The organism is Leeia oryzae DSM 17879 (genome assembly GCF_000376945.1).
GTDB classification, from domain to species: Bacteria; Pseudomonadota; Gammaproteobacteria; order Burkholderiales; family Leeiaceae; genus Leeia; species Leeia oryzae.
The window spans coordinates 123,050-148,279 of the sequence record NZ_AQXU01000016.1; the positions used below are offsets into that span (position 1 = coordinate 123,050).

20 protein-coding genes are annotated in these 25,230 nt (G+C 54.9%); 12 read left to right on the forward strand and 8 right to left on the reverse strand.

Features of this window, described 5'->3' with window-relative positions:
* Window positions 1–45 precede the first annotated feature (45 nt).
* The 6 genes from F552_RS0104045 to F552_RS0104070 all read left to right on the forward strand — a co-directional run bounded on the left by F552_RS0104045 (window position 46) and on the right by F552_RS0104070 (window position 6,026).
* Window positions 46–399: a YggL 50S ribosome-binding family protein gene (locus tag F552_RS0104045; protein ID WP_018150443.1), complete on the forward strand. Its 354-nt coding sequence runs from the start codon at window positions 46–48 to the stop codon at window positions 397–399.
* On the forward strand, window positions 399–1,112 hold the full coding sequence (tsaA, locus tag F552_RS0104050) for a tRNA (N6-threonylcarbamoyladenosine(37)-N6)-methyltransferase TrmO (RefSeq protein ID WP_018150444.1): 714 nt from the start codon (window positions 399–401) through the stop codon (window positions 1,110–1,112). Before F552_RS0104045 ends, tsaA begins: the two co-directional genes overlap by 1 nt.
* A 144-nt stretch (window positions 1,113–1,256) precedes the next feature.
* On the forward strand, window positions 1,257–1,796 hold the full coding sequence (grpE, locus tag F552_RS0104055) for a nucleotide exchange factor GrpE (RefSeq protein WP_018150445.1): 540 nt from the start codon (window positions 1,257–1,259) through the stop codon (window positions 1,794–1,796).
* Between the two features lie 132 nt (window positions 1,797–1,928).
* Window positions 1,929–3,848, forward strand: coding sequence for a molecular chaperone DnaK (gene dnaK / locus F552_RS0104060; protein ID WP_018150446.1), 1,920 nt, complete (start codon window positions 1,929–1,931; stop codon window positions 3,846–3,848).
* A gap of 182 nt (window positions 3,849–4,030) precedes the next feature.
* A complete protein-coding gene (dnaJ, locus tag F552_RS0104065; RefSeq protein WP_018150447.1) occupies window positions 4,031–5,146 on the forward strand; it encodes a molecular chaperone DnaJ in 1,116 nt (371 codons plus the stop codon).
* Window positions 5,147–5,267: 121 nt separating this feature from the next.
* Window positions 5,268–6,026, forward strand: coding sequence for a tRNA pseudouridine(65) synthase TruC (locus tag F552_RS0104070; RefSeq protein WP_018150448.1), 759 nt, complete (start codon window positions 5,268–5,270; stop codon window positions 6,024–6,026).
* Between the two features lie 260 nt (window positions 6,027–6,286).
* On the opposite strand, the gene acs is transcribed toward F552_RS0104070, so the two are convergent.
* The 5 genes from acs to F552_RS0104095 form a co-directional block, all read right to left on the reverse strand.
* On the reverse strand, window positions 6,287–8,254 hold the full coding sequence (acs, locus tag F552_RS0104075; RefSeq protein WP_018150449.1) for an acetate--CoA ligase: 1,968 nt from the start codon (window positions 8,252–8,254) through the stop codon (window positions 6,287–6,289).
* A gap of 294 nt (window positions 8,255–8,548) precedes the next feature.
* Entirely contained in the window at window positions 8,549–10,552 is a 2,004-nt protein-coding gene (locus tag F552_RS0104080; RefSeq protein ID WP_018150450.1) for a sodium:solute symporter family transporter, read from the reverse strand.
* Complete coding sequence (locus F552_RS0104085) at window positions 10,552–10,872, reverse strand: DUF485 domain-containing protein (RefSeq protein ID WP_018150451.1); 321 nt, start codon at window positions 10,870–10,872, stop codon at window positions 10,552–10,554. The genes F552_RS0104080 and F552_RS0104085 overlap by 1 nt, the downstream gene beginning before the upstream one ends.
* 531 nt (window positions 10,873–11,403) lie before the next feature.
* Window positions 11,404–12,120 carry a 3'-5' exonuclease gene (locus tag F552_RS18475; protein ID WP_018150452.1) on the reverse strand — a complete coding sequence of 239 codons (717 nt, stop codon included), beginning with the start codon at window positions 12,118–12,120 and terminating at the stop codon, window positions 11,404–11,406.
* Entirely contained in the window at window positions 12,117–13,865 is a 1,749-nt protein-coding gene (locus F552_RS0104095; RefSeq protein WP_083917423.1) for a CBS domain-containing protein, read from the reverse strand. Before F552_RS0104095 ends, F552_RS18475 begins: the two co-directional genes overlap by 4 nt.
* Before the next feature lie 510 nt (window positions 13,866–14,375).
* Here F552_RS0104095 and F552_RS0104100 point away from each other — a divergent pair.
* Together F552_RS0104100 and F552_RS18480 are read left to right on the forward strand one after the other, a co-directional pair.
* The gene (locus F552_RS0104100) at window positions 14,376–15,260 is read left to right on the forward strand and encodes a LysR family transcriptional regulator (RefSeq protein WP_018150454.1); all 885 of its coding nucleotides are present in this window, start codon (window positions 14,376–14,378) and stop codon (window positions 15,258–15,260) included.
* Entirely contained in the window at window positions 15,242–16,108 is an 867-nt protein-coding gene (locus tag F552_RS18480; protein ID WP_083917424.1) for an alpha/beta hydrolase, read from the forward strand. Before F552_RS0104100 ends, F552_RS18480 begins: the two co-directional genes overlap by 19 nt.
* Before the next feature lie 32 nt (window positions 16,109–16,140).
* Here F552_RS18480 and metE read toward each other — a convergent pair whose 3' ends face one another.
* A complete protein-coding gene (gene metE / locus F552_RS0104110) occupies window positions 16,141–18,420 on the reverse strand; it encodes a 5-methyltetrahydropteroyltriglutamate--homocysteine S-methyltransferase (RefSeq protein ID WP_018150456.1) in 2,280 nt (759 codons plus the stop codon).
* A gap of 163 nt (window positions 18,421–18,583) precedes the next feature.
* Between metE and F552_RS0104115 the strand changes: the two genes are divergently transcribed.
* The 4 genes from F552_RS0104115 to F552_RS0104130 all read left to right on the forward strand — a co-directional run bounded on the left by F552_RS0104115 (window position 18,584) and on the right by F552_RS0104130 (window position 22,488).
* Complete coding sequence (locus F552_RS0104115; RefSeq protein WP_018150457.1) at window positions 18,584–19,504, forward strand: LysR family transcriptional regulator; 921 nt, start codon at window positions 18,584–18,586, stop codon at window positions 19,502–19,504.
* A 227-nt stretch (window positions 19,505–19,731) separates the two neighbouring features.
* The gene (locus F552_RS0104120) at window positions 19,732–21,348 is read left to right on the forward strand and encodes a methyl-accepting chemotaxis protein (RefSeq protein WP_018150458.1); all 1,617 of its coding nucleotides are present in this window, start codon (window positions 19,732–19,734) and stop codon (window positions 21,346–21,348) included.
* Window positions 21,349–21,439: 91 nt separating this feature from the next.
* A complete protein-coding gene (locus F552_RS0104125) occupies window positions 21,440–21,934 on the forward strand; it encodes a dihydrofolate reductase (RefSeq protein ID WP_018150459.1) in 495 nt (164 codons plus the stop codon).
* Window positions 21,935–21,951: 17 nt separating this feature from the next.
* Complete coding sequence (locus F552_RS0104130) at window positions 21,952–22,488, forward strand: hypothetical protein (protein ID WP_018150460.1); 537 nt, start codon at window positions 21,952–21,954, stop codon at window positions 22,486–22,488.
* A gap of 5 nt (window positions 22,489–22,493) precedes the next feature.
* Here the strand turns inward: F552_RS0104130 and F552_RS0104135 are convergent, their stop codons facing one another.
* Both F552_RS0104135 and F552_RS0104140 read right to left on the reverse strand, forming a co-directional pair.
* Window positions 22,494–23,204: a phosphatase PAP2 family protein gene (locus F552_RS0104135; RefSeq protein ID WP_018150461.1), complete on the reverse strand. Its 711-nt coding sequence runs from the start codon at window positions 23,202–23,204 to the stop codon at window positions 22,494–22,496.
* 62 nt (window positions 23,205–23,266) lie between these two features.
* Window positions 23,267–25,204, reverse strand: coding sequence for an LTA synthase family protein (locus F552_RS0104140; RefSeq protein ID WP_018150462.1), 1,938 nt, complete (start codon window positions 25,202–25,204; stop codon window positions 23,267–23,269).
* Window positions 25,205–25,230: the final 26 nt, after the last annotated feature.

Genomic DNA, 25,230 nt, shown 5'->3' on the forward strand with positions numbered 1-25,230 from the left:
AATCCGGGTCGGTAACGACCTTATTTACAACACTGGAAACACACTATGTCACGTTTGTCTAAATACAATGCCCGTCAACGCAAGAAACTGCACGTTGGCGAATATCAGGAATTTGGTTTTGGGCTGTCTGCCCGCTGTGTCGATGGCATTAGTGACGAATCGCTGGTCAAACTGCTGGATGATTTCCTGACCGACAGCATCGAAGCACAATCTCTGGTGTTTGGTGGCGGTTATGAGGCCTTCCCGGGTGAAATCCGTCTGGAAGGCTATGTGATGCTGGACGCCAGCCAGGGCTCTGTCTCTGATGAGCAGCGCGCATCTGTTGAAGCTTGGCTAAAAGCCCGCAGCGAACTGGCCGAAGTGATTGTCGACCCGCTGTCAGACGCTTGGTACGCCTGATGTCCGCACTACCCCTGCCAGGCCTCACGCCCGTGGGGGTAGTTCACGCACCCTTCAAAGAAAAATTTGGCATTCCCCGCCAATCCGGCCTGGCAAAAGACGTTTCTTCCACGCTGGAGCTCCTCCCCCCATATAATGTGCCCGAGGCAGTAACCGGTCTGGATGGTTTTTCGCATCTCTGGCTGATTTTTGGTTTTCATGCCACAGCAGAACGCGGCTGGCGCCCGACCGTCCGCCCGCCCCGTCTGGGCGGCAACCGCCGGGTAGGCGTCTTTGCCAGCAGAAGCACGCATCGCCCCAATCCGCTTGGACTGTCAGTCGTGGAACTGACTGGCATAGATACCCGATCCGGTGTGGTGCTGCACTTGCGCGGCGCCGACCTGATGGATGGCACCCCGGTTTTCGACATCAAACCGTATATCGCGTTTGCCGATGCTATTCCTACCGCTCGGAGCGGCTATGTCGATGCGCCACCGGCGGTCCAGCCAGTGTCCTATACGCCGGCAGCTCAGCAGCAACTGGCACAGCACCAGCAGCGCTGGCCCCAATTGTCTCAGGTCATTCAAACCGCACTGGGTTATGACCCCCGCCCTGCCTACAAGAACACGACTGACGCTGACTATGGCGTACACCTTTACGATGTCAATGTCCGCTGGACCGTGGCCGGCGAACAGGTCGTCGTGACAGAGATTTCCCCCGTCAGCCCAAGGTAATCCGCCTGCCTGTCGTATCCTGCCAGCGGATAAATGCCCCTCGCTAAAAAACGGGAAGCGAACGAACAGAAGTTTTTTACATATTACCTCTTGAAAACCATCGCCGAATCACCATTTAGTGGTTAAGGTTTTTAAGGAGGCTGTATGTCTAACGACGCACAACAAGACGTTCAAAACACTGCCAATCCGGAGCAGTCACAAGAATCCACCCAGGCGCAGACTGAACTGACGCTGGATCAACAACTTGCCAACGCATTGTCCGATCTGGACAAAGCCCGCCAGGATGTCCTTTATGCCAAAGCGGAAGGCGAAAACGCCCGCCGCCGTGCCATCGAAGAAACCGACAAGGCCCGCAAGTTTGCTGTCGAAAAATTCGCGGTAGAACTGCTGGCGGTGAAAGACTCGCTCGAAATGGCGCTGAAAGACAATAGCAGCATCGAAAACATCAAAGCGGGTGTAGAACTGACACTCAAACAGTTGTCCGGTGCCTTCGAGAAGTTTGCGGTAAAGGAAATCAACCCGCACGGTGAAAAACTCGATCCGCACAAACACCAGGCCATGACCGTCATCCCGGTGGCGGACAAAGAGCCGAACACAGTCGTCGACGTGATGCAAAAAGGCTACACCCTGGCAGACCGCGTCATCCGTCCTGCACTGGTTGTAGTTTCCAAAGCACCCGAATAAATATGAAAACCATGTGACAGACAGGGGCTTGAAAAGAATACAAATAGCCCTATCTTAAGTACAAGGTTAAATTTCTGTGCAAAAGCACAAACAAATCAAAGCATTAGAATAGTTTACTAAAAGGATTCCAAAATGGGAAAAATCATCGGTATTGACTTGGGTACCACCAACTCCTGCGTTGCAGTGATGGAAAACGGCCAGCCAAAAGTGATTGAAAACGCCGAAGGTGCACGGACCACCCCTTCTATCATCGGTTACACCGACGACGAAATTCTGGTGGGTGCACCAGCCAAACGCCAAGCCGTCACTAACCCGAAAAACACCCTGTTTGCGGTGAAGCGTCTGATCGGCCGTCGTTTTGAAGAAAAAGAAGTACAAAAAGACATCGACCTGATGCCATACGCCATTGTCAAAGCCGAGAACGGCGATGCATGGGTTGAAGCCAAAGGCAAAAAAATGGCACCGCCGCAGATTTCTGCCGAAGTGCTGCGCAAGATGAAGAAAACTGCCGAAGACTACCTGGGCGAAGAAGTGACCGAGGCCGTGATTACCGTGCCTGCCTACTTTAACGACAGCCAGCGTCAGGCCACCAAAGATGCAGGCCGCATTGCTGGTCTGGAAGTAAAACGTATCATCAACGAGCCAACTGCTGCTGCGCTGGCCTTTGGCATGGACAAAAAAGAAGGCGACCGTAAAGTTGCCGTATTTGACCTGGGTGGCGGTACTTTCGATATCTCTATCATCGAGATTGCCGAGATCGATGGCGAGCACCAGTTTGAAGTATTGTCTACCAACGGTGACACGTTCCTGGGTGGTGAAGACTTTGACCAGCGTCTGATCGACTATCTGGTTACCGAGTTCAAGAAAGAACAAGGCATTGACCTGAAACAAGACGTGATGGCCCTGCAACGCCTGAAAGAAGCCGCAGAAAAAGCCAAGATCGAATTGTCTTCTGCCCAGCAGACCGAGATCAACCTGCCATACATCACCATGGATGCAACCGGTCCTAAGCACATGGCACTGAAGATCACCCGTTCCAAGTTCGAATCTCTGGTGGATGACCTGATCGAACGCACCATCGAACCTTGCCGTATTGCGATCAAAGACGCTGGCGTGAAAATCAGCGACATTGAAGACGTGATCATGGTGGGTGGTCAGACCCGTATGCCTAAAGTGCAGGAGAAAGTAAAAGAATTCTTCGGCAAAGAGCCACGTCGTGACGTGAACCCGGACGAAGCCGTAGCAGTTGGTGCGGCAATTCAGGGTGGCGTGATGAAGGGTGACGTGAAAGACGTGCTGTTGCTGGACGTGACCCCGCTGTCTCTGGGTATTGAAACCCTGGGTGGCATCATGACCAAGCTGATTCAGAAGAACACCACCATTCCTACCAAGGCAAGCCAGGTGTTCTCGACAGCAGAAGACAACCAGAATGCCGTGACCATTCACGTGCTGCAAGGTGAACGCGACAAGGCCAGCGCCAACAAGAGCCTGGGCCAGTTCAACCTGGAAGGGATTCCTCCTGCACAGCGTGGCACGCCACAGATTGAAGTGATTTTTGACATCGACGCCAACGGTATCCTGCACGTGTCTGCCAAAGACAAGGCCACCGGCAAAGAGAACAAGATCACCATCAAGGCAAACTCTGGTCTGACCGATGCCGAGATCGAAGCCATGGTGCGTGATGCGGAGGCTAACGCTGAAGAAGACAAGAAACTGCAAGAGCTGGTTCAAGCCCGCAACCAGGCTGAAGGTCTGGTGCACTCGATCAAGAAATCCCTGACCGAGTACGGCGACAAGCTCGATGGTGAAGAAAAAACCAAGATCGAAGCGGCCATCAAAGACGTTGAAGACGTGCTGAAGAGCGAAGACAAGGCCGAGATCGATGCCAAAGCCGAAACCCTGGCTCAAGTCAGCCAGAAACTGGGCGAAATGATGTACGCACAGGCTCAGGCTGAAGGCGGTGCACAACCTGGCGCGCAAGCTGCGGGTGAAAAAACCGTAGAAGGCGATGTGGTGGATGCCGAGTTTGAAGAAGTGAAAGACAAGAAGTAATCTGCCATGACGTTCTGCTGTCTGGCCAGCCATACCGGTTGCCGGGCAGCATTCTTCAGGCTTGCATCCTGATGCACAGACAACAAGGGACTACCTTGTTGTTTGTGTTTGAAGGGGATGAAGACCAACACCGTCTGGTGCGGAAATACGACGACTGATAGTCATTTCAGGTGATAGGAAACATGTCTAAAAAAGACTTTTACGACATCCTCGGTGTCAACCGGGATGCCAGTGATGATGAAATCAAAAAGGCCTACCGCAAGCTGGCCATGAAATATCATCCGGACCGTAACCCTGACAGCAAGGAAGCGGAAGACAAATTCAAAGAGGCGAAAGAAGCCTACGAGATTCTGTCGACGCCTGAAAAACGCCAGGCTTATGACCAGTACGGTCACGCTGGGGTCGACCCGCAAGCAGGCATGGGGGGCGGTGGCGCCGGTTTTGGCGGTTTTGCCGATGCCTTTGGCGACATCTTCGGCGACATCTTCGGCGGCGGGCGTGCCCGTAATGGCGTGTATCGCGGTGGTGACTTGCGTTACAACCTGGAAATTTCGCTGGAAGAGTCTGCCCGCGGCTGTGAAAAACAGATTCGCATCCCGAGCATGGACGAGTGTAATACCTGTCACGGTTCTGGTGCCAAGCCTGGTACCCAGCCGAAAACATGTACCACCTGCGGCGGTCATGGCCAGGTGCGCATGCAGCAGGGTTTCTTCTCGATCCAGCAGACCTGCCCGGCTTGTCATGGCTCTGGCAAGGTGGTTTCTGACCCATGCCGCGACTGTAGCGGTGTAGGCCGCATCAAGACTCACAAAACCCTGTCAGTCAAGATTCCGGCCGGTGTGGATGAAGGCGATCGCATTCGTCTGTCTGGCGAAGGTGAGCACGGCCAGAATGGCGGCCCGCCGGGCGACTTGTATGTGGTCATCCACATGAAGGCGCACAGCGTGTTCCAGCGTGAAGGCAACGACCTGCATTGCGAAATGCCGATCAGCTTTGCTACCGCAGCGCTGGGTGGCGAAATTGATATCCCGACCCTGGATGGCAAGGCCAAGATCAAGATTGCCGCAGAAACCCAGTCTGGCAAGATTTACCGCCTGCGCGGCAAGGGTATCAAGGGTGTCCGGAGCAATACCTATGGCGACTTGTTGTGCCATGTGGTGGTAGAGACACCGGTGAGCCTGACGGATCGTCAGAAAGAACTGCTGCGCGAGTTTGAATCGATTGCCGAAGGGGATGCAGCCACGCATAACCCGCGTGCCAAGTCCTGGATGGACAAAGTGCGCGAGTTCTTTGAATAAGCATCGTTACTCGTAACAACCTTCCAGCATTCTGGACCAAAGGGCATGATGAAATCACCATTTCAGCATGCCCTTTGTGCTATTGGCGCATCCTGTTTTCTGAACCCTTTGCAAAGTGCTTATGCTCAAGATTATTTATCAGGACCCGCATCTGATCGCGATTGATAAACCGGCCGGTTTGCTGGTTCACCGCAGCATGATTGATCGTCATGAAACCCGGTTTGCGGTGCAAATGCTGCGTGACCAGATCGGACAGCAGGTATTCCCGGTGCACCGGCTTGACCGTGGCACCTCCGGCGTGTTGCTGTTTGCACTGGATAGCGACACAGCCAGACTGCTCAACAAGGCATTTGAGCAGCAGGAGGTCGGCAAGACGTATCTGGCGGTGGTACGCGGGTACCCAGCAGCCAGTGGCCATATCGACTATGCGCTGAGTCGCCAGCCGGATGAAATCGAGTTTCTGGACCCACGCGCGCAGTTGATCGCACAACCCGCGGTAAGCGACTATGAAACCCTGGCCACCACTACCCTGCCCGTGTGTATCGATAAATATCCGACCAGCCGTTACGCGCTGGTCAAGCTGACCCCGCATACCGGACGTCGCCATCAGCTGCGCCGGCACATGAAGCATATCGCGCATCCGATTATCGGGGATGCTACCCATGGCAAAGGCATTCATAACCGTTATTTCAAGGAGCATTTCGACTGTCCGCGCTTGTTGTTGGCGTGCGTGGAGATGCGCCTGAAACACCCGCATCGTGACGCTGAGATTGTGCTGACAGCCCCTGTCGGGGACAGCTTTCTGGGGGTTGTGAACCGGTTTGGCTGGACAGATACCCTGCCAGCAGATTGGCGACTCTCGGAAACAATGCCGCCTTGATGCATACCGGACGATCCGCTGGCTCTGCTGACCCGCGGCTGTTACTGCCGACCTGGCGGATGCTTGAAAAGACGCATATATCTTGCGAGGCACGGGCTAAACACAGAAGCCAACCGGCAAGCCCAACGCCTGCATCTGGCTTTGCCTGCGACCAAAAACCAAAACGCCAGATCGGTTGATCTGGCGTTTTGGTTCTATATACGGGCAACGGTCCGAAAACCGCTGCCCGCCCCTCGGTTGCACTGCAAGCGGTGAGTTGCTTACAGGGTTTCTTGCAATTGCAGCAGGATAGCCGGGTTTTCCAGTGTAGAGGTATCCTGGGTGATCTCTTCGCCTTTGGCAATGGCACGCAGCAGACGACGCATGATCTTGCCGGAACGGGTCTTGGGCAAGTTATCGCCGTAGCGGATTTCATCCGGTTTGGCCAGGGCACCAATCTCGCTACCGACCCACTCACGCAGGTTGGCAGTGATTTTCTTGGCTTCTTCGCCATTTGGACGCGGCCCTTTCAGCACCACGAAGGCAATGACGGATTCGCCTTTGATTTCGTGCGGTTTGCCGACCACAGCAGCTTCTGCCACCAGCGGGTTGGCTGCCAGTGCAGATTCGATTTCCATGGTGCCCAGACGGTGACCAGACACGTTCAGGACATCATCGATACGGCCCATGATCCAGAAGTAACCTTGCTCGTCACGGTGGGCAGAATCGCCTGCCAGGTAATACTTGCCGTTGTACTCTTCCGGGAAGTAAGACTTCTTGAAGCGCTCCGGATCATTCCACAAGGTACGTACCTGTGACGGGAACGGACGCTTGATCACCAGGAAGCCGCCCTTGCCTGCTTCAACCGGGAAGCCAGCCTCATCCACGATATCTGCCTGAATACCTGGCAGTGGCAATGTGCATGAACCTGGTTTGATCGGTACCGCACCTGGCATTGGGGCCAGCATGTGGCTACCGGTTTCTGTCTGCCACCAGGTATCGACAATCGGGCAGCGGCCGCCACCGATTTTCTCGTAATACCACATCCAGGCATCCGGGTTGATCGGCTCGCCTACCGTACCCAGCAGACGCAGGCTGGACAAGTCGTATTGTTCCGGAATATCGCCACCCAGCTTGATCAGTGAACGGATCGCAGTTGGTGCGGTATAGAACGTGGTGACACGGTGTTCTTCGATCATCTTCCAGAAACGGCCGGCGTCCGGATACGTTGGCACGCCTTCAAAAATCACCTGGGTAGCACCCACGGCCAGCGGACCGTAGGCAACATAGGTGTGGCCGGTAATCCAGCCCACATCGGCGGTACACCAGAAGATGTCGGATGGTTTGTAGTCAAAAGTCCAGCGCATGGTGTTGATGGCACCCAGCAGGTAGCCGGCGCTGCTATGCTGCACGCCTTTCGGTTTGCCGGTAGAGCCGGAGGTATACAGAATGAACAGCGGGTCTTCTGCATTGACCGGTGTTGGCTCGCAGTGTTCTGGTTTGCCTTTGATAAAGTCATGCCACCAGACATCGCGGCCGATGGTCCATGGTGCATCTTCGTGAACGGCACGCTTGAACACGATCACACGTTCGATGCATTCGCAGCCACCTGCATTCAGGGCTTCATCTACCACGGCTTTCAATGGCACCAGTTTGCCGCCACGTACGCCTTCGTTGGCGGTAATCACGACACGTGCTTTGGCATCGATGATCCGCTCTTGCAAGCTCTTGCTGGAGAAACCGCCAAATACCACAGAGTGGATGGCGCCGATACGGGCACACGCCTGCATGGCCACCACGGCTTCGATACTCATTGGCATGTAGATCACGACACGGTCGCCACGGGTAATGCCCATGGATTTCAGACCGTTGGCGAACTGACAGACACGGCGATACAGTTCTGCATACGTCAGACGGGTGACCGTCCCGTTGTCAGATTCAAAAATGATAGCCAGCTTGTTAGACAGCAATGGCAGATGGCGGTCCAGACAGTTGTAGGAGACATTCAGCTCGCCGTCTTCGAACCATTTGTAGAACGGGGCGTTGCTTTCGTTCAGCACTTTGGTGAAAGGTTTGAACCAGGTGATGTTTTCTTTGGCTTGTTTACCCCAGAAACCTTCGTAATCCGCGTTGGCCTGCTCGCACATCGTGTTATACGCATCCATGCCGGAAATCGTGGCATTCATGCGGAACTCGTCTGACGGAGGGAAAACGCGTGTTTCGGTAAGAATCGAATCGATGCCGCTCATATTAAGTATCTCCTTCTGGGTGTCCAGTATTTTTGATTACCGGTTTATGCTTATCAGTCATCTGGTTAAAGCGCCCGGGTCACGCACAGTGATAACCGTTGTGTCCGGGAGACATCAAACAAAGGGTGATGTTTTTCATCCTTCTTGTTCTGGTGCGGAGTCAGCATGGCAAGCTTTTCTGGCAAGCCGTCGAGCAAACATGACCTGCTGATGACCGCGCACATGCAAACCTGCTCAACCTCGTTTGCATGTGCACCCTCCCTGGCGGGAGGGGCACCGTGTTACAGAGACAACTTAGTGGGCTTGTGCCTTGGCAGCACCGATACCGGTGTTCTGACGCACATACACTTCATCCCACATGGCTGCTGCTTTCTCGTCACGATAGAACAGTGAGCCCAGGATAACGGCCAGGAAGCCCAGCGGGATAGAGATGATGCCTGGGTTTTTCAGCTTGATCAGCGGCTCTTCCAGACCCATCATGCTGGTTTTCTGACCTTCGAATTTCTTCAGGTCGTCCTGCGCAGCCTTGATGCTCTTCTCCAGACCAATCACTTTCTTCTCCTGAGCAGCTTTCTGCGCAGGGTCAGTCAGGGTTTCCAGCTTGGCCTTGGCTTTTTCCAGCTTGCTTGGCGCACCTTCACCTGCATCTGCAATTTTCTTCTGCAGTTTTGCTTGTTCTTCAGGTGTCGTGGCAGCTGCCAGTTTCTCTTGCAGTTCCTTCACTTTCTTCTGGTCGCCATCCAGCACTTTGTGTGCGTCGGCCAGTTTCAGTTTTGGATAGGTCATGTTAGGAGATACCAGCACCAGCGTAATGGCTGCCAGGGTACCGATCACCATGCCAGCCATCACGCCACCGGTATTGGCTTTCTTCCAGTACAGGGTCAGCAAGATGCAAGGCAGGTTGGCAGAGGCGGCCACGCAGAAGGCCAGACCAACCAGGTGAGCCACGTTCTGGCCTTTGGCTGCAATACCGATCACGATGGCCAGTGCACCTACAATCACGGTGGCCACACGCGCAGCTTTCATTTGCTCGTCTGGTGTCACGGTGGTATGGCGACGGATCACCCCCACATACAGGTCATGCGCCATGGCAGAAGCAGAAGCCAGTACCAGACCAGCCACCACCGCTACGATGGTTGCGAACGCAACCGCAGCCACGACAGCCAGCATGAAGTTACCCAGCATGGAGTCAGCACCGCCACCCAGGTATTGGGCCAGCATTGGTGCAGCCATGTTGCCGCCCTTGTCGACGAAGGTAATTTCACCAGCGCCAACGTGTGTTGCAGCCCCCATGCCCAGGAAGATGGTCAGTACATAGAAACCACCGATGATACCCATGGCCCAGATCACGGATTTACGTGCTGCCTGTGCCGTTGGTACGGTAAAGAAGCGCATCAGGATGTGTGGCAGACCGGCAGTACCGAACACCAGTGCCAGGCCCAGAGAAATCTGGTCCAGCGGATCTTTCAGGTACAGGCCTGGCTCCAGGAAGCGTTGGCCCAACTGGGCAGCCGTCATGTTGTCTGCGCTGTCACCCAGTACTTTGGCAACCTGGCCTTGTACTTTTGGATCACCTACCACAGAGGTCAGGAAGTCAGGAATGGAGAAACCGTAAGGTGCCCATACCAGCATCACCAGTACGATGGAAGCCGTTACCAGCAGGATCGCCTTGATGATCTGAACATAAGTGGTTGCCACCATGCCGCCGAACAGCACGTAAGCCAGCATCAGAATACCCACGGCCACAACAGACACTTCGTACTCGATACCGATCAGGGTTTTTACCAGCAAGCCGCCACCGACCATTTGCGCAGTCAGGTAGAAGGTAGACACGGTAATTACCGACAAGGCACCCACAATACGGGTTTTCTTCGGATCGTTACGGTAGGCCAGAATGTCGGCCAGCGTGTACTTGCCGATGTTACGGCAAGGCTCGGCGATCACCAGCAGCACCACAATGTAGGCAACCAGGAAACCGACGGAGTACATGAAGCCATCGTAACCGTAAAGAGAAATCAGACCGGCAATCCCGAGGAACGATGCAGCGGACAGATAGTCACCTGCAATCGCCCAGCCGTTTTGCAAGCCAGAGATGCCACCACCAGCCGTGTAGAAGTCAGAAGCGGACTTCACTTTTTTGGAGGCGATGTAAGTCACAAACATGGTCAGCGCGATGATGGCGCCAAACACGGCGAAGGTTAACCAGCGGAACTGCGGGTGCACCGCACCACCATCCGCAAATGCCAGCGATGAGCTTAACAGCGCGGCCAAACCTGTCCATTTAACGATTGATTTCATTAACGGCTCCCCATGGTATGAGCTTGCTCAACAATCTCGCGTGCCAGTACATCAAACTCGTTGTTTGCACGGCGTGAATAGATGATGGCAACGCCCCAGGCAACGATAAATTCAGACAAGGCAAATACCAGACCCACGTTGAGCGGACCCCATACCTGGATCTTGAAAATGTTCTGAAAATAGGCTGCGCCAATGGGCAACATTACGTAGTAAACCACAGAGAATGCCAGCAAGGTCCACAAAAAGCGGGTCTTCTTGGCATGTAGCGCCTGAAAGCGCGGGTCTGCCTGAATGGCAGTCCAGTTGTATGCAGTAGTCATGTTAGGTGTCTCCTCCTAATCAATGCAGCTGGCGAATGATCTGTCTGATGCTGGTAGCCGGTTGTTCCGGTTCGTATAGGGTTAAGTCTTACCAGTACATCATTCAGGTTCCGTTTTTTGAATGCACTTGTTTTTTCCTGCTGCAACCTCCTTGAGTCAAATATTGGTTTTCATGTGTCTGACCACACACCGCCGGATGACACTAACCTAGTACGGCGTCAATGGTGCGGTTTGTGAATTTATTGTGAGGGGAAGCGGGTAAGAATTGCTAATTGCAAATCTTGATGTGCGATATAGGTTTGACTGATATTGCGTTGCAGCAGAAATTCTGGCGAAAAATATTGTTTTAAAACAATGAATTGAAAATTTTCAAAGACTGAAAAATCGTCACCCGTGGCAGTCCGGCAATCATTTTCTGCCTGAAAAATTTTTTTTACCCTGACTTGGAATAGGGTTTTTCAGCCGGTTTTCAGGCCGCCCCTGGCCAGAAGTTGCCCAAAAACATCTTCAGGCAAGTCGTTCGTTGTCAGATCATGAGGTATAAAAACGGGTTACGGCTCTCTGTTTGGCCGCCAGGTCGAGTACATCTTGTACCCGCACACACTGGCTGGGCAGTTTCATTTGCAAGGTGAGCCACAGCAATCCGGTCGCCCAGGCATCTGACACTGCATGGTGGCGCGAAAACCCCTCAATTCCGAAGGCATGCAACCAGTCGTCCAGAGATTTGCATTTACCTGCCAGCTCCGGGCATAACGCAGGGGCGAGCCAGGCCAGGTCCAGCCAGCGCTGCTGCAGATGAATACCCACGATGCGCTTGCAGGCATTCATCAGCATCATCCGATCGAACTCTGCATGGAACCCGATATGAAACGCACCGCTGCTGTACTGCAGATACGACAGCAAGCCATCGGCAGCGTTCATGCCATTGAGCTGATCCGTGGCCGTAATCCCGTGCAGCAGAATATTCTCTGCACTACTGGTATCCGTCTGCTGCAGAATGCATTCAAAACTGTCTGCCGGCTGGATATCGGTTCCATTCCCTTGCACAGAGCCGATGGCCAGCACCTTGTCTGTCTTGATATTCAGCCCGGAGGTTTCCAGATCAGTCGCTACCCAGCGGACTTGCCGCCAGTCCTTTTGAAGATTCAGCGCGTGATCCTGCTCCCGCCAGGCGGCCAGTGCCTGTAACTGGGCATCAGTCAGCGAGACAGCCGCCCCTCTGGATTTGAACCAGCCAAACAGGCTCATACCTCACCTATCATCGAAAAACGGCGCTGGATCTGTTCTTGCAGCTTTCTGGCCTGCCGCAAGGCTTCTTTCAGAATGCGTCGGTCCAGATCATTCAGGATCACGACTTTCTCGTTGGCAGCTTCCTTGACCGGGTTGGCCAGGGGCAGCATCCACATGAAATGAAACGCTTCGATCCAGGCCGTGGTTGTGTCATCCGAGAGGCGCAAGCGGGCAGCCACCAGTCGCAGACGCTCCGCGGTATTGGTAATGCTGACGTCTTCCAGGACGGCCAGTAACCGGGCACCGTCGATAAATGCCGACAACCCCAGTGGCAGGAACTCCTGAATCGGTGCATTGGGCTGGGTATCGGGCGACAAATTGGCAAGCAGCATGGCGGGCAGCTGGTTATCGGTAGAGAGCCGGTACTTCCAGTCCCTTTCCGCTTGTGCTTTTAACGATTGTGCCAGCGCAGCAGAACCGCAAATCCAGCGGGCGTCCATGGCATCCGCCATACTGCGCGTGCCAAGGGTGCCATGCACCACCCAGACGGTGGCATCTTTCCAGCCGCAATGCGTCAGCCGGTTTAAGACGCGATCACGCCACTGTGCATGCCATTCGGCCAGTTGCCCGTCCCGGTTCGCCAGCATCAGTTCCGGTACCGAATCCACCGAGGCCTCCAGCCTGCCGTGAGCCCCCAGCACCAGCCAGGTATAAGCATCTTCGTCCGTCACCTCAGCCGGTTTTTCCAGCTGAATGACCCGGGTCAGCACCTGATCGACCAGTGTCGCCAGTCCTCTGGCCAGCTGCTCGGCACCAATCCCCTGCGCCAGCATGTTTCGCTGCAAGGTCAGCAGATCCCGATGGATCAGTTTGAAATCACTGTTGGATTCTGCATGCAGGATGGTTTGTGCCAGCTGGTTCAGGCTAACCCGCTGCAAGCCAAACAAATCGCGCTCGGACACAATCCCCTGCAGCTCATCCCCATCCATCACCAGCAGGTGGTGAATACCGTGTCTGGCCATGACCACAGCCGCATCAAACGCCCGGTGGGTGGGTGGTAAATGCACCAGATGTATCGACATGTGGGTACTGATGGGGTCGGTCAGTGCGATGTTTTCCAGTGTCAGGCGCAGCAAGTCGTGCAGGGTAAAAATCCCCTTGGCCTTGCCATCCTGATCCACGATCACCATCGAGCCAATACGCTTCTGGCGCATCAGGGTCAGTACATCTCGGACACTGGCCGTCGGCAGGCAGGTGATCGGTGCATGGGCGACGTCCCTGAGCGGGATGTCCAGCGTTTGCTGGGCCACGTGACTGGCATAGGTGGTTTGCAGGCGCTGGCGTGACAGATCCAGCAAATGGGCAATACGCCGGGTACAAAAATCCTGGAAGGCAGCAGAGCGGGCGCGTAGTTCGTTAAAGTCTGCTACCGGCAAGTGGTAACAGAAACCGTCGGTTTCGGCCCGGAACGTACTCAGGGTAGGACGCTGCCCTAACAACGCTCCCAGCGGAAACAGCTCCCCGGGGGACAGTGCGTGCAAGGCGGCTTTCCGGGCAGAATCTTCGGACTTCACTTCGCCACGGCGGACAATATAGAGACAGTCTGGCAACTCGCCCGCACTCATGATCACTGCGCCCTGTGGAAAATACTTCACCCCCAGGCGCTCGATCAGCCAATTGATATCTTCACTGGCCATTGCATCGAATGGCGCATGTTGTTGTAAATCCCGTTTAAGTTCACTCATTAAACTGGGGGAAGCCATGTCTTCTTCTCCTGAGCTGGCGATTTGCAGCCTGCCATGTGAGGTACCGTCCAGCCCGGGGCATCCCTTTGGAGGTCAATGCCCTGAATCCATCCGGCCCCGCTTTTTCTTTTTTCATGATATGGCAAGCGTACCGCATCAAGAATATGCCTTAATGTGATACCGGTGAAAGCCATTCTGCGCAAAACACGTGAATTTGTTTTAAATATCCGGGTAAATATCCGCGAGAATGGGTCACCTTCATGCGACAAACTTGCTATCCTTGGCAGCTATCACTATAAAACATGCTAGTAGATGCGCTTGACGATCAGGACGCCGGCCCTGATATCGCGTTGGCCGATTGAGAAGCAGCGCTGATTGTCTGCCCTTATCCATACTGACATTGCGTTAAAACAAAGGCTGCTGGTTACCAGCATAGTCTAATATGTCTGATTGTCATCCCTTTGTTGAAACAGATGGGGTCTAGCACATTTTCCAGAGCAATTTGTTGGAGAAAAAGGAGCTGTTTGCGTGGAACTGTACCAGTTACGCACATTTGTTGCCGTTGCCCATCACGGGCACCTGACGAAAGCATCAGAAGCATTGCATCTGTCACAACCAGCCGTGACAGCACAGATCAAGGCGCTGGAAGAAGAACTGGCGATCCCGCTGTTTTCCAGAACGCCGAACGGCGTGGTTCTTACCCCGGCGGGTGAACAACTGGTCCAGGATGCCGAACGGGTACTGGGCATGGCGCGCGACATGCGCGGTCGTGCCCAGCAACTGAAAATGGAGATCCTGGGCAAGCTGACCATCGGCACTATTCTGGACCCGGTCTTGATGCGGATTGGCGCCCTCTACAAAGGGGTGAAAAAGCGCTTTCCGCTACTGGAACTGCAAACCTGCCATCAGGCATCCGGCCATGTGCTGAACAATGTGCGCAAGAAAGAGCTGGATTGCGGGTTTTATCTGGGCAGTAACCCGTATAGCAACGTATATGCCCTGCCGCTACGCGAATTGAGCTTTGCCGTCATAGCACCGACAGACTGGGCAGACCGGCTTAGCAACATGACGCTCGACAGCGCCGACAAAGAACCCTGGGTTGCGGGCGGTCCGTTTACCGGCTATGAGAAGCTGCAGCAGGAGTTTTTCCGGCTACATAATCTGTCGCCGCGCAAAACCATCGAGGTCGATCACGAATCCAGCATCATTGCGACCGTAGAAGCTGGGGCGGGTATTTCATTGCTACGGCAAGAATGCGCCGAGCTGGCGGCCAAGGAAGGCCGCATCATGATCTGGCAGCCAAACGCCATGACATCCATTCTCTCGTTCATTACCCATGTGGATCACCGGGACGAGCTGGTCATGCGGAGCTTGCTGGAAATCATCAAAAACGAATGGGGTATTCATCCATAGTGGCTTCATCCCGACAAGCATCCTCCCAACTGGAAGTAATTCATACACTGCCGTCACAGGCAAGCCATTACCCTCCACTGTTGTTCGTCCACGGCGCGTATTGTGCTGCCAGTTGCTGGCAGGTACACCTGATGCCATGGCTGGCCAGCAAGGGTTTCGACTGTTACGCCATCAGTCTGCCAGGGCACGGGGCGAGTACTGCGACTAACCCATTGCCGATGTTGTCGATGTCGGACTACCTGGCAGCGCTGACAGAGTACGTGGATACACTCCCAGCCTCACCGATCCTGATCGGGCATTCGTTAGGCGGCGCGCTGGTACAGCAATATCTGGAGCATCATGATGCCGCAGGTGCCATTCTGCTGGCGTCTGTCCCCCCCAGTGGTTTGATGGCTTCCAGCGTACGGCTGGCCAGTTCTCAGCCGGAAATCTTGTGGCAATTATCACAGGTGGTATGGGGGCACATCAGCGAAGCAGATCTCTACAAGGTACGGGATGCCCTGTTTACGCCACATCTCAGTCAGCAAACCCTGATGGACTATATGCCCCTGTTCCAGGCGGAATCCATGCGGGCGTTGTGGGATCTGACCTTGCAAGGCTGGCTGCCGGCACCGCCGCTTACCCATGTACCGGCGCTGGTAGCGGGCGCCGAAAAAGACGCCCTGTTTACCGAAGAAGAAATTGCCGAGACCGCCAAGCGCTTTGGCGTTAACCCGGTGATGCTGCCAGACATGGGGCACGCGATGATGCTGGAGCATAACTGGCTATTACTGGCGCAACTGCTGCAAGACTGGGTAACCCGCACCTATCCGGCCAGCCAAATGGCGGATACATGCAAAGCTACCTAATCCTGACTTGCGGCTGAGATACTTTTCCCGTATCAGGCCGCATTCACGCCGGTTGCCTGGCGCAGTTGTCGTGCCGCAGCCACCATATGCTTCAAGGCGGCCTCGGTTTCTGCCCAGCCTCGGGTCTTCAGCCCGCAATCCGGGTTGACCCACAGCCGTTCCTTTGGAATCACCGCACACGCCTTTTGCAGCAGCCGCACCATGTCGTCCGTTGAGGGCACGCGCGGTGAGTGAATGTCATACACCCCTGGGCCGATATCGTTCGGATATTTGAAATCGGCAAATGCCTCCAGCAGTTCCATATCGGACCGCGAGGTTTCGATGGTAATCACATCGGCGTCCATCGCGGCAATGCTATCCAGAATATCGTTAAACTCCGAGTAACACATATGGGTATGGATCTGTGTCTCCGGCCGGACACCGGATGCCGACAAGCGGAACGACCTGACGGCCCAGTCCAGATAGGCTTTCCAGTCGGCCTGCTTCAGTGGCAACCCTTCACGTATGGCTGGCTCATCAATCTGGATAACCTTGATGCCGGCCGCCTCCAGATCACAAACCTCGTCACGCAGCGCCAATGCAATCTGGTCTGCGGTGGTGGACCGTGGCTGGTCATCGCGGACAAACGACCATTGCAGCATGGTAATCGGGCCGGTCAGCATGCCTTTCATCGGTTTTTTGGTCAGACCCTGCGCAAACTGCGTCCAGCTGACGGTCATGGGTGTAGGGCGGGAAACATCACCATAAATGACCGGCGGTTTGACACAACGGCTGCCATAACTTTGTACCCAGCCATTACGGGTAAAGGCATAACCTGCCAGTTGCTCGCCAAAGTACTCCACCATGTCGTTGCGTTCGGCCTCCCCGTGTACCAGCACATCCAGCCCCAGTTCTTCCTGCTTGTGCACCGCTACCTTGATGGCGGTTTTCATGGCGGCCAGATAACCGGCTTCGGTCAGTTCCCCACGCTTGAAGCTGGCACGGGCCGCCCGGATATCTTGCGTTTGCGGGAAGGACCCGATGGTGGTGGTTGGGAATGCCGGCAAATGCAGCACTGCATGTTGCAAGGCAATGCGCTCTGCAAACGGTACGCTGCGGGTGGCATCTTTCTCCGTTACTGCCGCCAGCCGCGCAGATACGGCCGGGTTATGGATACGGGGAGAGCACTGGCGGGAAGCTGCGGCGGCACTGCTGGCCAGCAACGCATCGGTAACCGCGTCTTCCCCGGCCTTCAGGGCCAACCCGAGGGTGGCCACCTCGTCCAGTTTCTGGCGTGCAAACGCCAGCCAGGATTTCAGCTCCGCATCCAGTTTGTCTTCTACATCCAGATCGACAGGTACATGCAGCAAAGAGCAACTCGGCGCCAGCCACAACTGGTCGCCCCGGTGACTGAGCGGCTTGATCTGATTCAGCTTCTGGCGCAGATCGCTGCGCCAGATATTGCGGCCATCCACAATGCCGACAGACAGCACACGATCTGCCGGCCAAGCAGCATCAAATGCAGCCAGTTGGGACGGCGCACGAACGGCATCAATATGCACCCCGGCCACCGGTAATCGGCCAAGTAGCGGCAGGTGTGCCGACACATCCCCAAAGTAAGTCGCCAGCAAAAGTTTTAGGCTACCCTGCCCCAATGACTGATACGCGACGTCAAAGGCATCGAGCCACGCTGCCGGCAAATCCAGCGTCAGGACCGGCTCGTCGATTTGTACCCATGTGACGCCTTGTTCTGCCAGGCGCCCCAACACCTGCTGATACACCTGCAGCAAGGCGGGCAACAGGCTCAGGCGATCCAGCGTGGCGGACTTGGATTTCCCCAGAAACAGATAGGACACAGGCCCGAGCAGCACCGGCTTGACCGCAACCCCCAGCGCCAGCGCCTCGGTGACTTCCTGGAAGAGTCGTTCGGAAGACAATGCAAAGCGGGTGTCTTCACTGAACTCCGGCACGATATAGTGGTAATTGGTATCAAACCACTTGGTCATTTCCATGGCATGTGCAGCATGCGTGCCGCGGGCCATGGCAAAGTAGGTGTCCAGATCCACCTCGCCGCCTTGCCACTGGAAGCGGGCCGGAATATTGCCCACCAGGGCAGAGATATTCAGCACCTGATCATAGAAGGCAAAATCACCGACCGGAATCAGATCCAGACCGGCATCCTGCTGCCAGCGCCAGTGTTGCTGACGCAGCCCGCTGGCAGTTTCCTCCAGCGCGGCCAGGGTCATGTCTTTGCGCCAGTATGTTTCTAGCGCCTGTTTTAACTGGCGTTCCCGGCCGATACGCGGGAAACCCAGGTTGTGAACTTTGCTCATGTATGTGATCCTTGTGATGAATGTTCGTCATACTCGTGCATCCAGCAGATGCACAGGTTTTGCGGTAAACGCGACAGTTCACATACTAGTTCGCAGACATTTATTAGTAAAACGAATAAAAATTGCTACAATCAACAAATATTTTAATAATCAGCAAAGACCAATGTTAGAAATCAAACACCTTCGCCTGATCCAGACGCTGTCTGAAACCGGTACGCTGTCTGCCGCCGCCAAACGTTTGTTTCTGACCCAGTCAGCACTCTCGCACCAGATTCTGGCGCTGGAAGAACACTACGGCCTGCGCCTCTTTGAACGGAAAAGCCAGCCGCTCAAACTAACCGTGGCCGGCAAACGGCTACTGCAACTGGCGGACCAGGTACTGGAACAAACCGCCATGACCGAACGCGACCTGATCCGGTTAAAAAGCGGAAATGCCGGGGATCTGCGGATTGCCGTCGAGTGTCACACTTGTTTCGACTGGCTGATGCCCGCCATGGACAAACTGCGCGAGCACTGGCCGGAAGTCGAGCTGGACATCCTGTCCGGGTTTCATACCGACCCGGTCAACCTGCTGAGTGATGAACGGGCCGACTTTGCCATCGTGACAGAAACCCCGACGAAGACCGGTATTGTCTATCACCCGCTGTTCAGCTTCGAGATCGTGGGTTTGGTGGGTCGCCGTCACGAACTGGCCAATGCCACCACGCTGACCGCGCAAGACTTTGCCAACGACACGCTGATTACCTACGCCGTGCCGGAAGAGCTGATCGACCTGATCCAGCAAGTCCTTAAACCGGCAGGCTTAAGTGCCAACCGGCGCACCACAGAATCCACCGTCGCCATTCTGCAGCTGGTCGCCAGCCGCCGTGGCCTGGCGGCACTCCCCAACTGGAGTGTCCAGCCCTATATCGACAGGGGTTACGTGCTGGCCAAACGAATCGGCGAACAAGGGTTGTGGCGCAATCTCTACGCAGCCACCTGGCAAACATTTGGCGAACAAGCCTACGTGCAGGATTTCCTCAATGTCATCCGCGAAGTCGGATTTCAGTCATTGAGTGGCGTTCGTCCCATCAATAATCGCTGATTTCTTTCCCTTCAGGTCTGTTTCTGAAAGGTTCATGCCGCAATCAGGCAAGTGGCAGGCGCTGCATCGCCTACTGTTAGCGCTGGCGGCAAATGTCACTTCCTGGCATCGGCCCATCCCCCTATTCCATCACCAGTCGCAAGCACGGCCATCATGCCGGCATGCTGGCGGCCGGACATATAACAAGAGATTTTCATTCAGGCCATTTGCATAAGGGACGGTTAGTCATGAGCATTGCAAGACGCATTATCATCACGTTAGCGGTAGCCTTACTCTCGCTGATTATCGTCGGTGGTTCCGGTATTCTGGGGCTAAAGAAAACCAATGATAATGTCGCTTACGTGCTTGACCACACCCTGCCCAGCTATTCCTCGCTAGACCAAGCCTACGCCAGCTTCTATGAGGCCAGAACTTTGGTCTTGCGTCATATCATGGAAATGGACACCTCCGCCCAGACCAAGCTGGAAGGCGAAATGGCCACCAGCTTCAAGACCTTGGAAACCACGCTCAGCAACTATGAAAAGAATCTGATCTCGGATGATAAAGACAAGCAACTGCTGAACGCAGACCGGCAAGCCTTTGCAGAGTACAAAAAGGTCGTGGCCGTCATCATCAAGAACTCGCAAGGCGGGCTGTTTGACGATGCCAAGAAAATTGCGGCCTCGGAAGGTATCGTCAAAGCCAATGCCGTGACATCCGCCTTTCAGAAGCACATCCAGTACGTACAGTCGCTGGCAGAACAGCAAAAGAATACGGCCAGCAATACGTATCACGCCGGGCTGGTGCTCTCGCTGGCCATCATGCTGGCGGCCATTGTGGTTACCTCGCTGTTCGGCTGGCGCCTGTTCCGTATCATTGCCAGCGGACTGAACAACATTCGACAGACCGTGAACACCGTCAGCCAGCATCTGGACTTTACCAAACGCGCCACCGCCACCAGCAAGGATGAGGTGGGCGATACCATTAACGCCTTTAACCAGCTGCTGGAACGCCTGCAAAGCAACCTGAAAGCCATCCAGTCTGGTGCTGGACAGGTCGCAGACAACGCACGGCAAATGGCCGATACGGCCAACCAGATGTCGGCAACCTCGCTGACACAAAGCGAAGCGTCTGCCAATGTAGCCGCCACGGTCGAAGAAATGACCGTCAGCATCAACCATGTAGCAGAGCGCACCAGCGAAGCCCTGGATCTGGCCCGTACCTCCGGTGTGCTGGCGCAAGAGGGTTCCAAAACCATCAGCGAAACCATTACCGATATCCGCGAGATTGCCAGCACCGTCAGCCAGACCGCTAACACCATCAAGGACCTGGAAGCCCAGGGGGCGCAGATTGGTTCGGTTGTCGCCGTGATCAAGGAAGTGGCCGAACAGACTAACCTGCTGGCCTTGAATGCCGCCATCGAAGCGGCACGTGCAGGCGAACAGGGTCGCGGCTTTGCCGTGGTGGCCGACGAAGTCCGCAAGCTCGCGGAAAGAACCGCCACCTCTACCCAGGAAATCGCCAGAACCATTGAAGCCATGCGTCAGCGCTCGCAACAGGCGACACAGCAAATGGAAGCCGCGGTCAAACTGGTCAGCAGCAGTGTCAGCCGGGCCGACGGTACCGACAGTGCCATTCATGAAATTGGCGATGCTGCCAGCCGTACCAGCCATATGGTGAATGACATTTCGGAAGCCATTTCTGAGCAAAGCGCTGCCAGCACCAATATTGCCGTGCAGATCGAACGCATTGCCCAGATGACCGAAGAAGCCACTGCTGCCGCCTCACAAACGGCAGCCAGCGCCCACTCGCTGGATGACCTGGCCAAACGCCAGATCGATATTTTGCGGCAATATGTGCTGTAAGCCGCTCCAAGCGCCGATTTATACCGATTAATATCGGTTTCACACCGCTGAACGATGGCCAGTTTTCCCCTTTTCCGGTAAGCTGGCCATCATGAATACGACGACCTCTACCCGCATTATCCTGATCGCCGCCATGGGCACCAACCGCGTCATCGGCATTAACAACACCCTGCCCTGGAAGCTGCCGGAAGACCTGCAATACTTCAAAAAGCAAACCTCTGGCCACCCGGTCATCATGGGCAGAAAAACGTTTGATTCGCTGTCTCGTCCGTTACCCAACCGCACCAACCTGGTCGTCACCCGCAATCCGGCATGGCAGCATGAAGGCGTAACGGTTTGCCATGGGCTGGAAAAAGCCATTTCGGCATGCCGCGGCCTGGAAAAAGCGTTTGTCATTGGCGGTGCAGAGCTGTATCAGCAAGCCTTGCCGCTTGCCAACGAATTGCGGCTGACCGAGGTCAAGCTAAGCCCTGAAGGTGATGCCTTCTTCCCGGATTTTAGCGTCTACGGTTATCAGGAAGTCTCGCGCGAACCGCATGTCAGTTCTGAAGGTATTCACTTCGACTTTGTGACTTACCAACGATAAGCAGGCACTGACTCGCCATGGAAAATCCGTACCAGCAAACGCCGCCAGCCCCGGCCCGGCCATATAGCACATCACAACCGCCTTACTTTGCGGTCTCGACCTTCAAGTTAATGGTCATGAGCCTGGCCACACTGGGGTTTTATGAGCTGTTCTGGTTTCTGAAACACTGGCAGCGCGTAAAAGAACGCGAGAGAAGCGCAATCTGGATCATCCCCCGCAGCCTGTTTGCGGTGCTGTTTTCTTATGCGCTCTTCAGAAGAATAGCCACCAGCCAGAAAGAACGACAACTGGCGCCATCGCTGGCTGCCGCCTTCTGGGCGCTATGCCTGTTTATGTTTAACGCTGCCATGTTCCTGCCCGGCAACTGGAGCCTGTTGAATTTCTTGTCGCTGGTCCCGTTACTGGTGACGCAGGCCGCCGCGAATCAGGTCAACAAGCACGATGTGCCGGATCACGACCCGAATAGTACTTTCAGTCCGCTCAACAAGCTGGTCTTATGGATTGGCCTGGCTGTCTGGTTCAACATCCTGGCTGGCCTGATTCAGGCCAATTGAGGCGCTCAGGCTTTCTGGTCGACGTAGGCATCCAGCCGGGCAAAAAATGCTGCATGCAGTAACAGGATCACACCCCAGGCCACCCAGGCAGACCAGAAGTTGTGCGATACATAATGCGCACCCCGCAGTACCTGCCCGGCCCCCATCAGCATCCCCAGGCTAAAACACGCCACAAACGTTAGCCACGCCGCCTTGATCGACCGGCGTCTGGCCACCAGCACCAGCGCCAGGGTAGCAAAACCACCCGAAGAATGCCCACCGGGAAAACAGCGGCCGGGCTGCTCGCCAGCCGGCAAAGACTCCCATAGCAGAATATGGCTGATCTTGCCCCCATAACGGGTAGAGTCCCACGGACAAGGCCGGTCGCTGTAATGTTTCATCACGCCCACCACGCTGGGGGCGAGAATCAGCGCAGCCAGCAGGAACTGCCGGGTACGCCGCTGATATTGCCAGTCAGGCGCAGATTTTCCCGGCAACACAATCCGCACCAGCAACCATGCCCCCCATAACAGCAGCGCGTATTTCACCCACTGGTGCATCACGGTTTCCAGAAACCAGGCATCCTGCAAAGGGAAATGCCGGGATACCGGGTCAAACAGCTGGTCGCTGACCCAGATATCAATCGGGGTCAGTTCAAATACGCCAATCAGCAAAATGGCTGCCAGAAGCAGCCATGCAAATTGACGCAGATAAAACGTAAGCGGGGTATCACGCATCAGAAAACCTTGTCTACTGCTAAAAATAAGGGAGGCTCAACGTTGAGCCTCCCTGCATTTTATCACGGGGTATGACGGGATAGCTTGCGACGGAACACTTCACTCGCCCCCTGATACCAGTCGATGGTTTCATCCACCAGCGCGGGTTCGATCGGTAGCGGGTCTGCCGAACCATCGGCAAAATTCGGTTTGTCTTCTTTTACCTGACGGCGTGGTGACAGAATCGCCATCTTGCCATCACGGATCAGCGCCACATCCTGATAGGTACCCATCAACAGGCGTTCGCGGCCAGGCTCGAGCTGGTTGATGTCGTAACCGAAGAAATGACTGGTATAGCTGAAATTCAGCATACCCAGCAAGGTAGGTGCAATATCGATCTGCCCCATCAGACGCTCCATTTTCCCGGGCTGAATATGCTTGGGCGAATAGATCATCATTGGAATATGGTAGCGGTTAACCGGAATGGCAGTTTTACCGGCACTGGCAGCACAATGGTCAGCGGTAATCACAAACACCGTATTGTCGAACCATGGCTTCTTGCTGGCACGACGCAGAAAATCACCGATAGCCCAGTCAGTGTATTTTACGCCACCTTCGCGGGATTTAGCCGTAGGCGGAATATCGATCCGCCCTTCCGGATAGGTATACGGCCGATGATTGCTGACCGTCATGATGTGAGAGAAGAACGGCTTGCCACTGGCAACCGCCTGATCCATCTCCCGCAGCGACAGGGTAAACAGGTCTTCATCTGCAACCCCCCAGACGTTCTCGAAGTGGATATCCTCTTTGGACAAAGCAGTACGATCCACCACACGGTAGCTGTTACTGCTAAAGAACTGGTTCATGTTGTCAAAGTAACCATAACCGCCGTACAGGAACTGGCTATCGTACCCTTTTTGCTTGAACACATAACCCAGCGAGAACAGGTTCTCGTTATCCGGACGGCGCACAATGCTTTGGCCGGGGGTCGGTGGCAAGGACAGGGACAAGGCTTCCAGACCGCGCACCGTACGGGTGCCCGATGCATACAGATTGGTAAACAGCAGGCTTTTCTTCGCCAGATCATCCAGCACCGGCGTAATGTGCTGGTTATTGCCGAAGGTATCCATGAAGTCAGCCGACATGCTTTCGATCGAGATCAGCACCACATTCAGCTTTTGCTCCGGACCGGTATGGCGGATTTCACGCGCCAGATTGAATGGATCATCGCTGATGAAATGTGCGTCCGGCGTTTGCAGCAACTGTCTCAAGTGCTTGAACACCACCTCGTTGGGACGATTGGCATAGAACGTGGCGTAATCCAGCTCGTTATTGCGGTTGGCCGAGAAAAACTCATAAATCCCGTTCCCCGCCAGCTGGTTGACGACCGTGTTCTCGCTTTGCTCTTTGTATTTGTTGGTGACCAGGTAAAAAGACAAGGCTGGCAGCACCAGCAGTGCAATTGCCACCACAGTTCTCGGCACAAAGCGGCTGGGCTCGGTCAGCGAACGATTGATCGGCTTTCTGGCCACCCACCACAGACCCAGCGCAATCAACGTCAGTCCGGACAGAATCTTGCCAACGGGGTAAGACTCCATGATGTTACGGATTACTTCTTGCGTGTACAGTAGGTAATCGACCGCAATAAAGTTGAACCGGGAGCCAAACTCACCCCAGAACACCCACTCGGAAGCGGCATTGAACACCAGGATATAGCTCATCACCATAAAGCTGAAATGTAACCATGGCTTATGCCAGCGATGCCGGTATACCTTGTCTGGCAGTAACCAGAGGTAAATCACCAGCGGTACCATGAAATAGCTGCTGGCCACCAGATCATAAAAAAGACCGATACCAAAAATGCGGACCAGGTTCATGACACCCCAGTCCATTTCCTTGCCGGCATAGAACATCAATGCCACCCGGGTGACCATCGATACGGCCACCAGCAGCAATACCAGAATGGCCACAGGGCCAAACCGATGGGAAAAAACACGGTTACAAGCTGAATTTGGCTTCATGTAAAGCGTATATCCTGAAGTAAGTC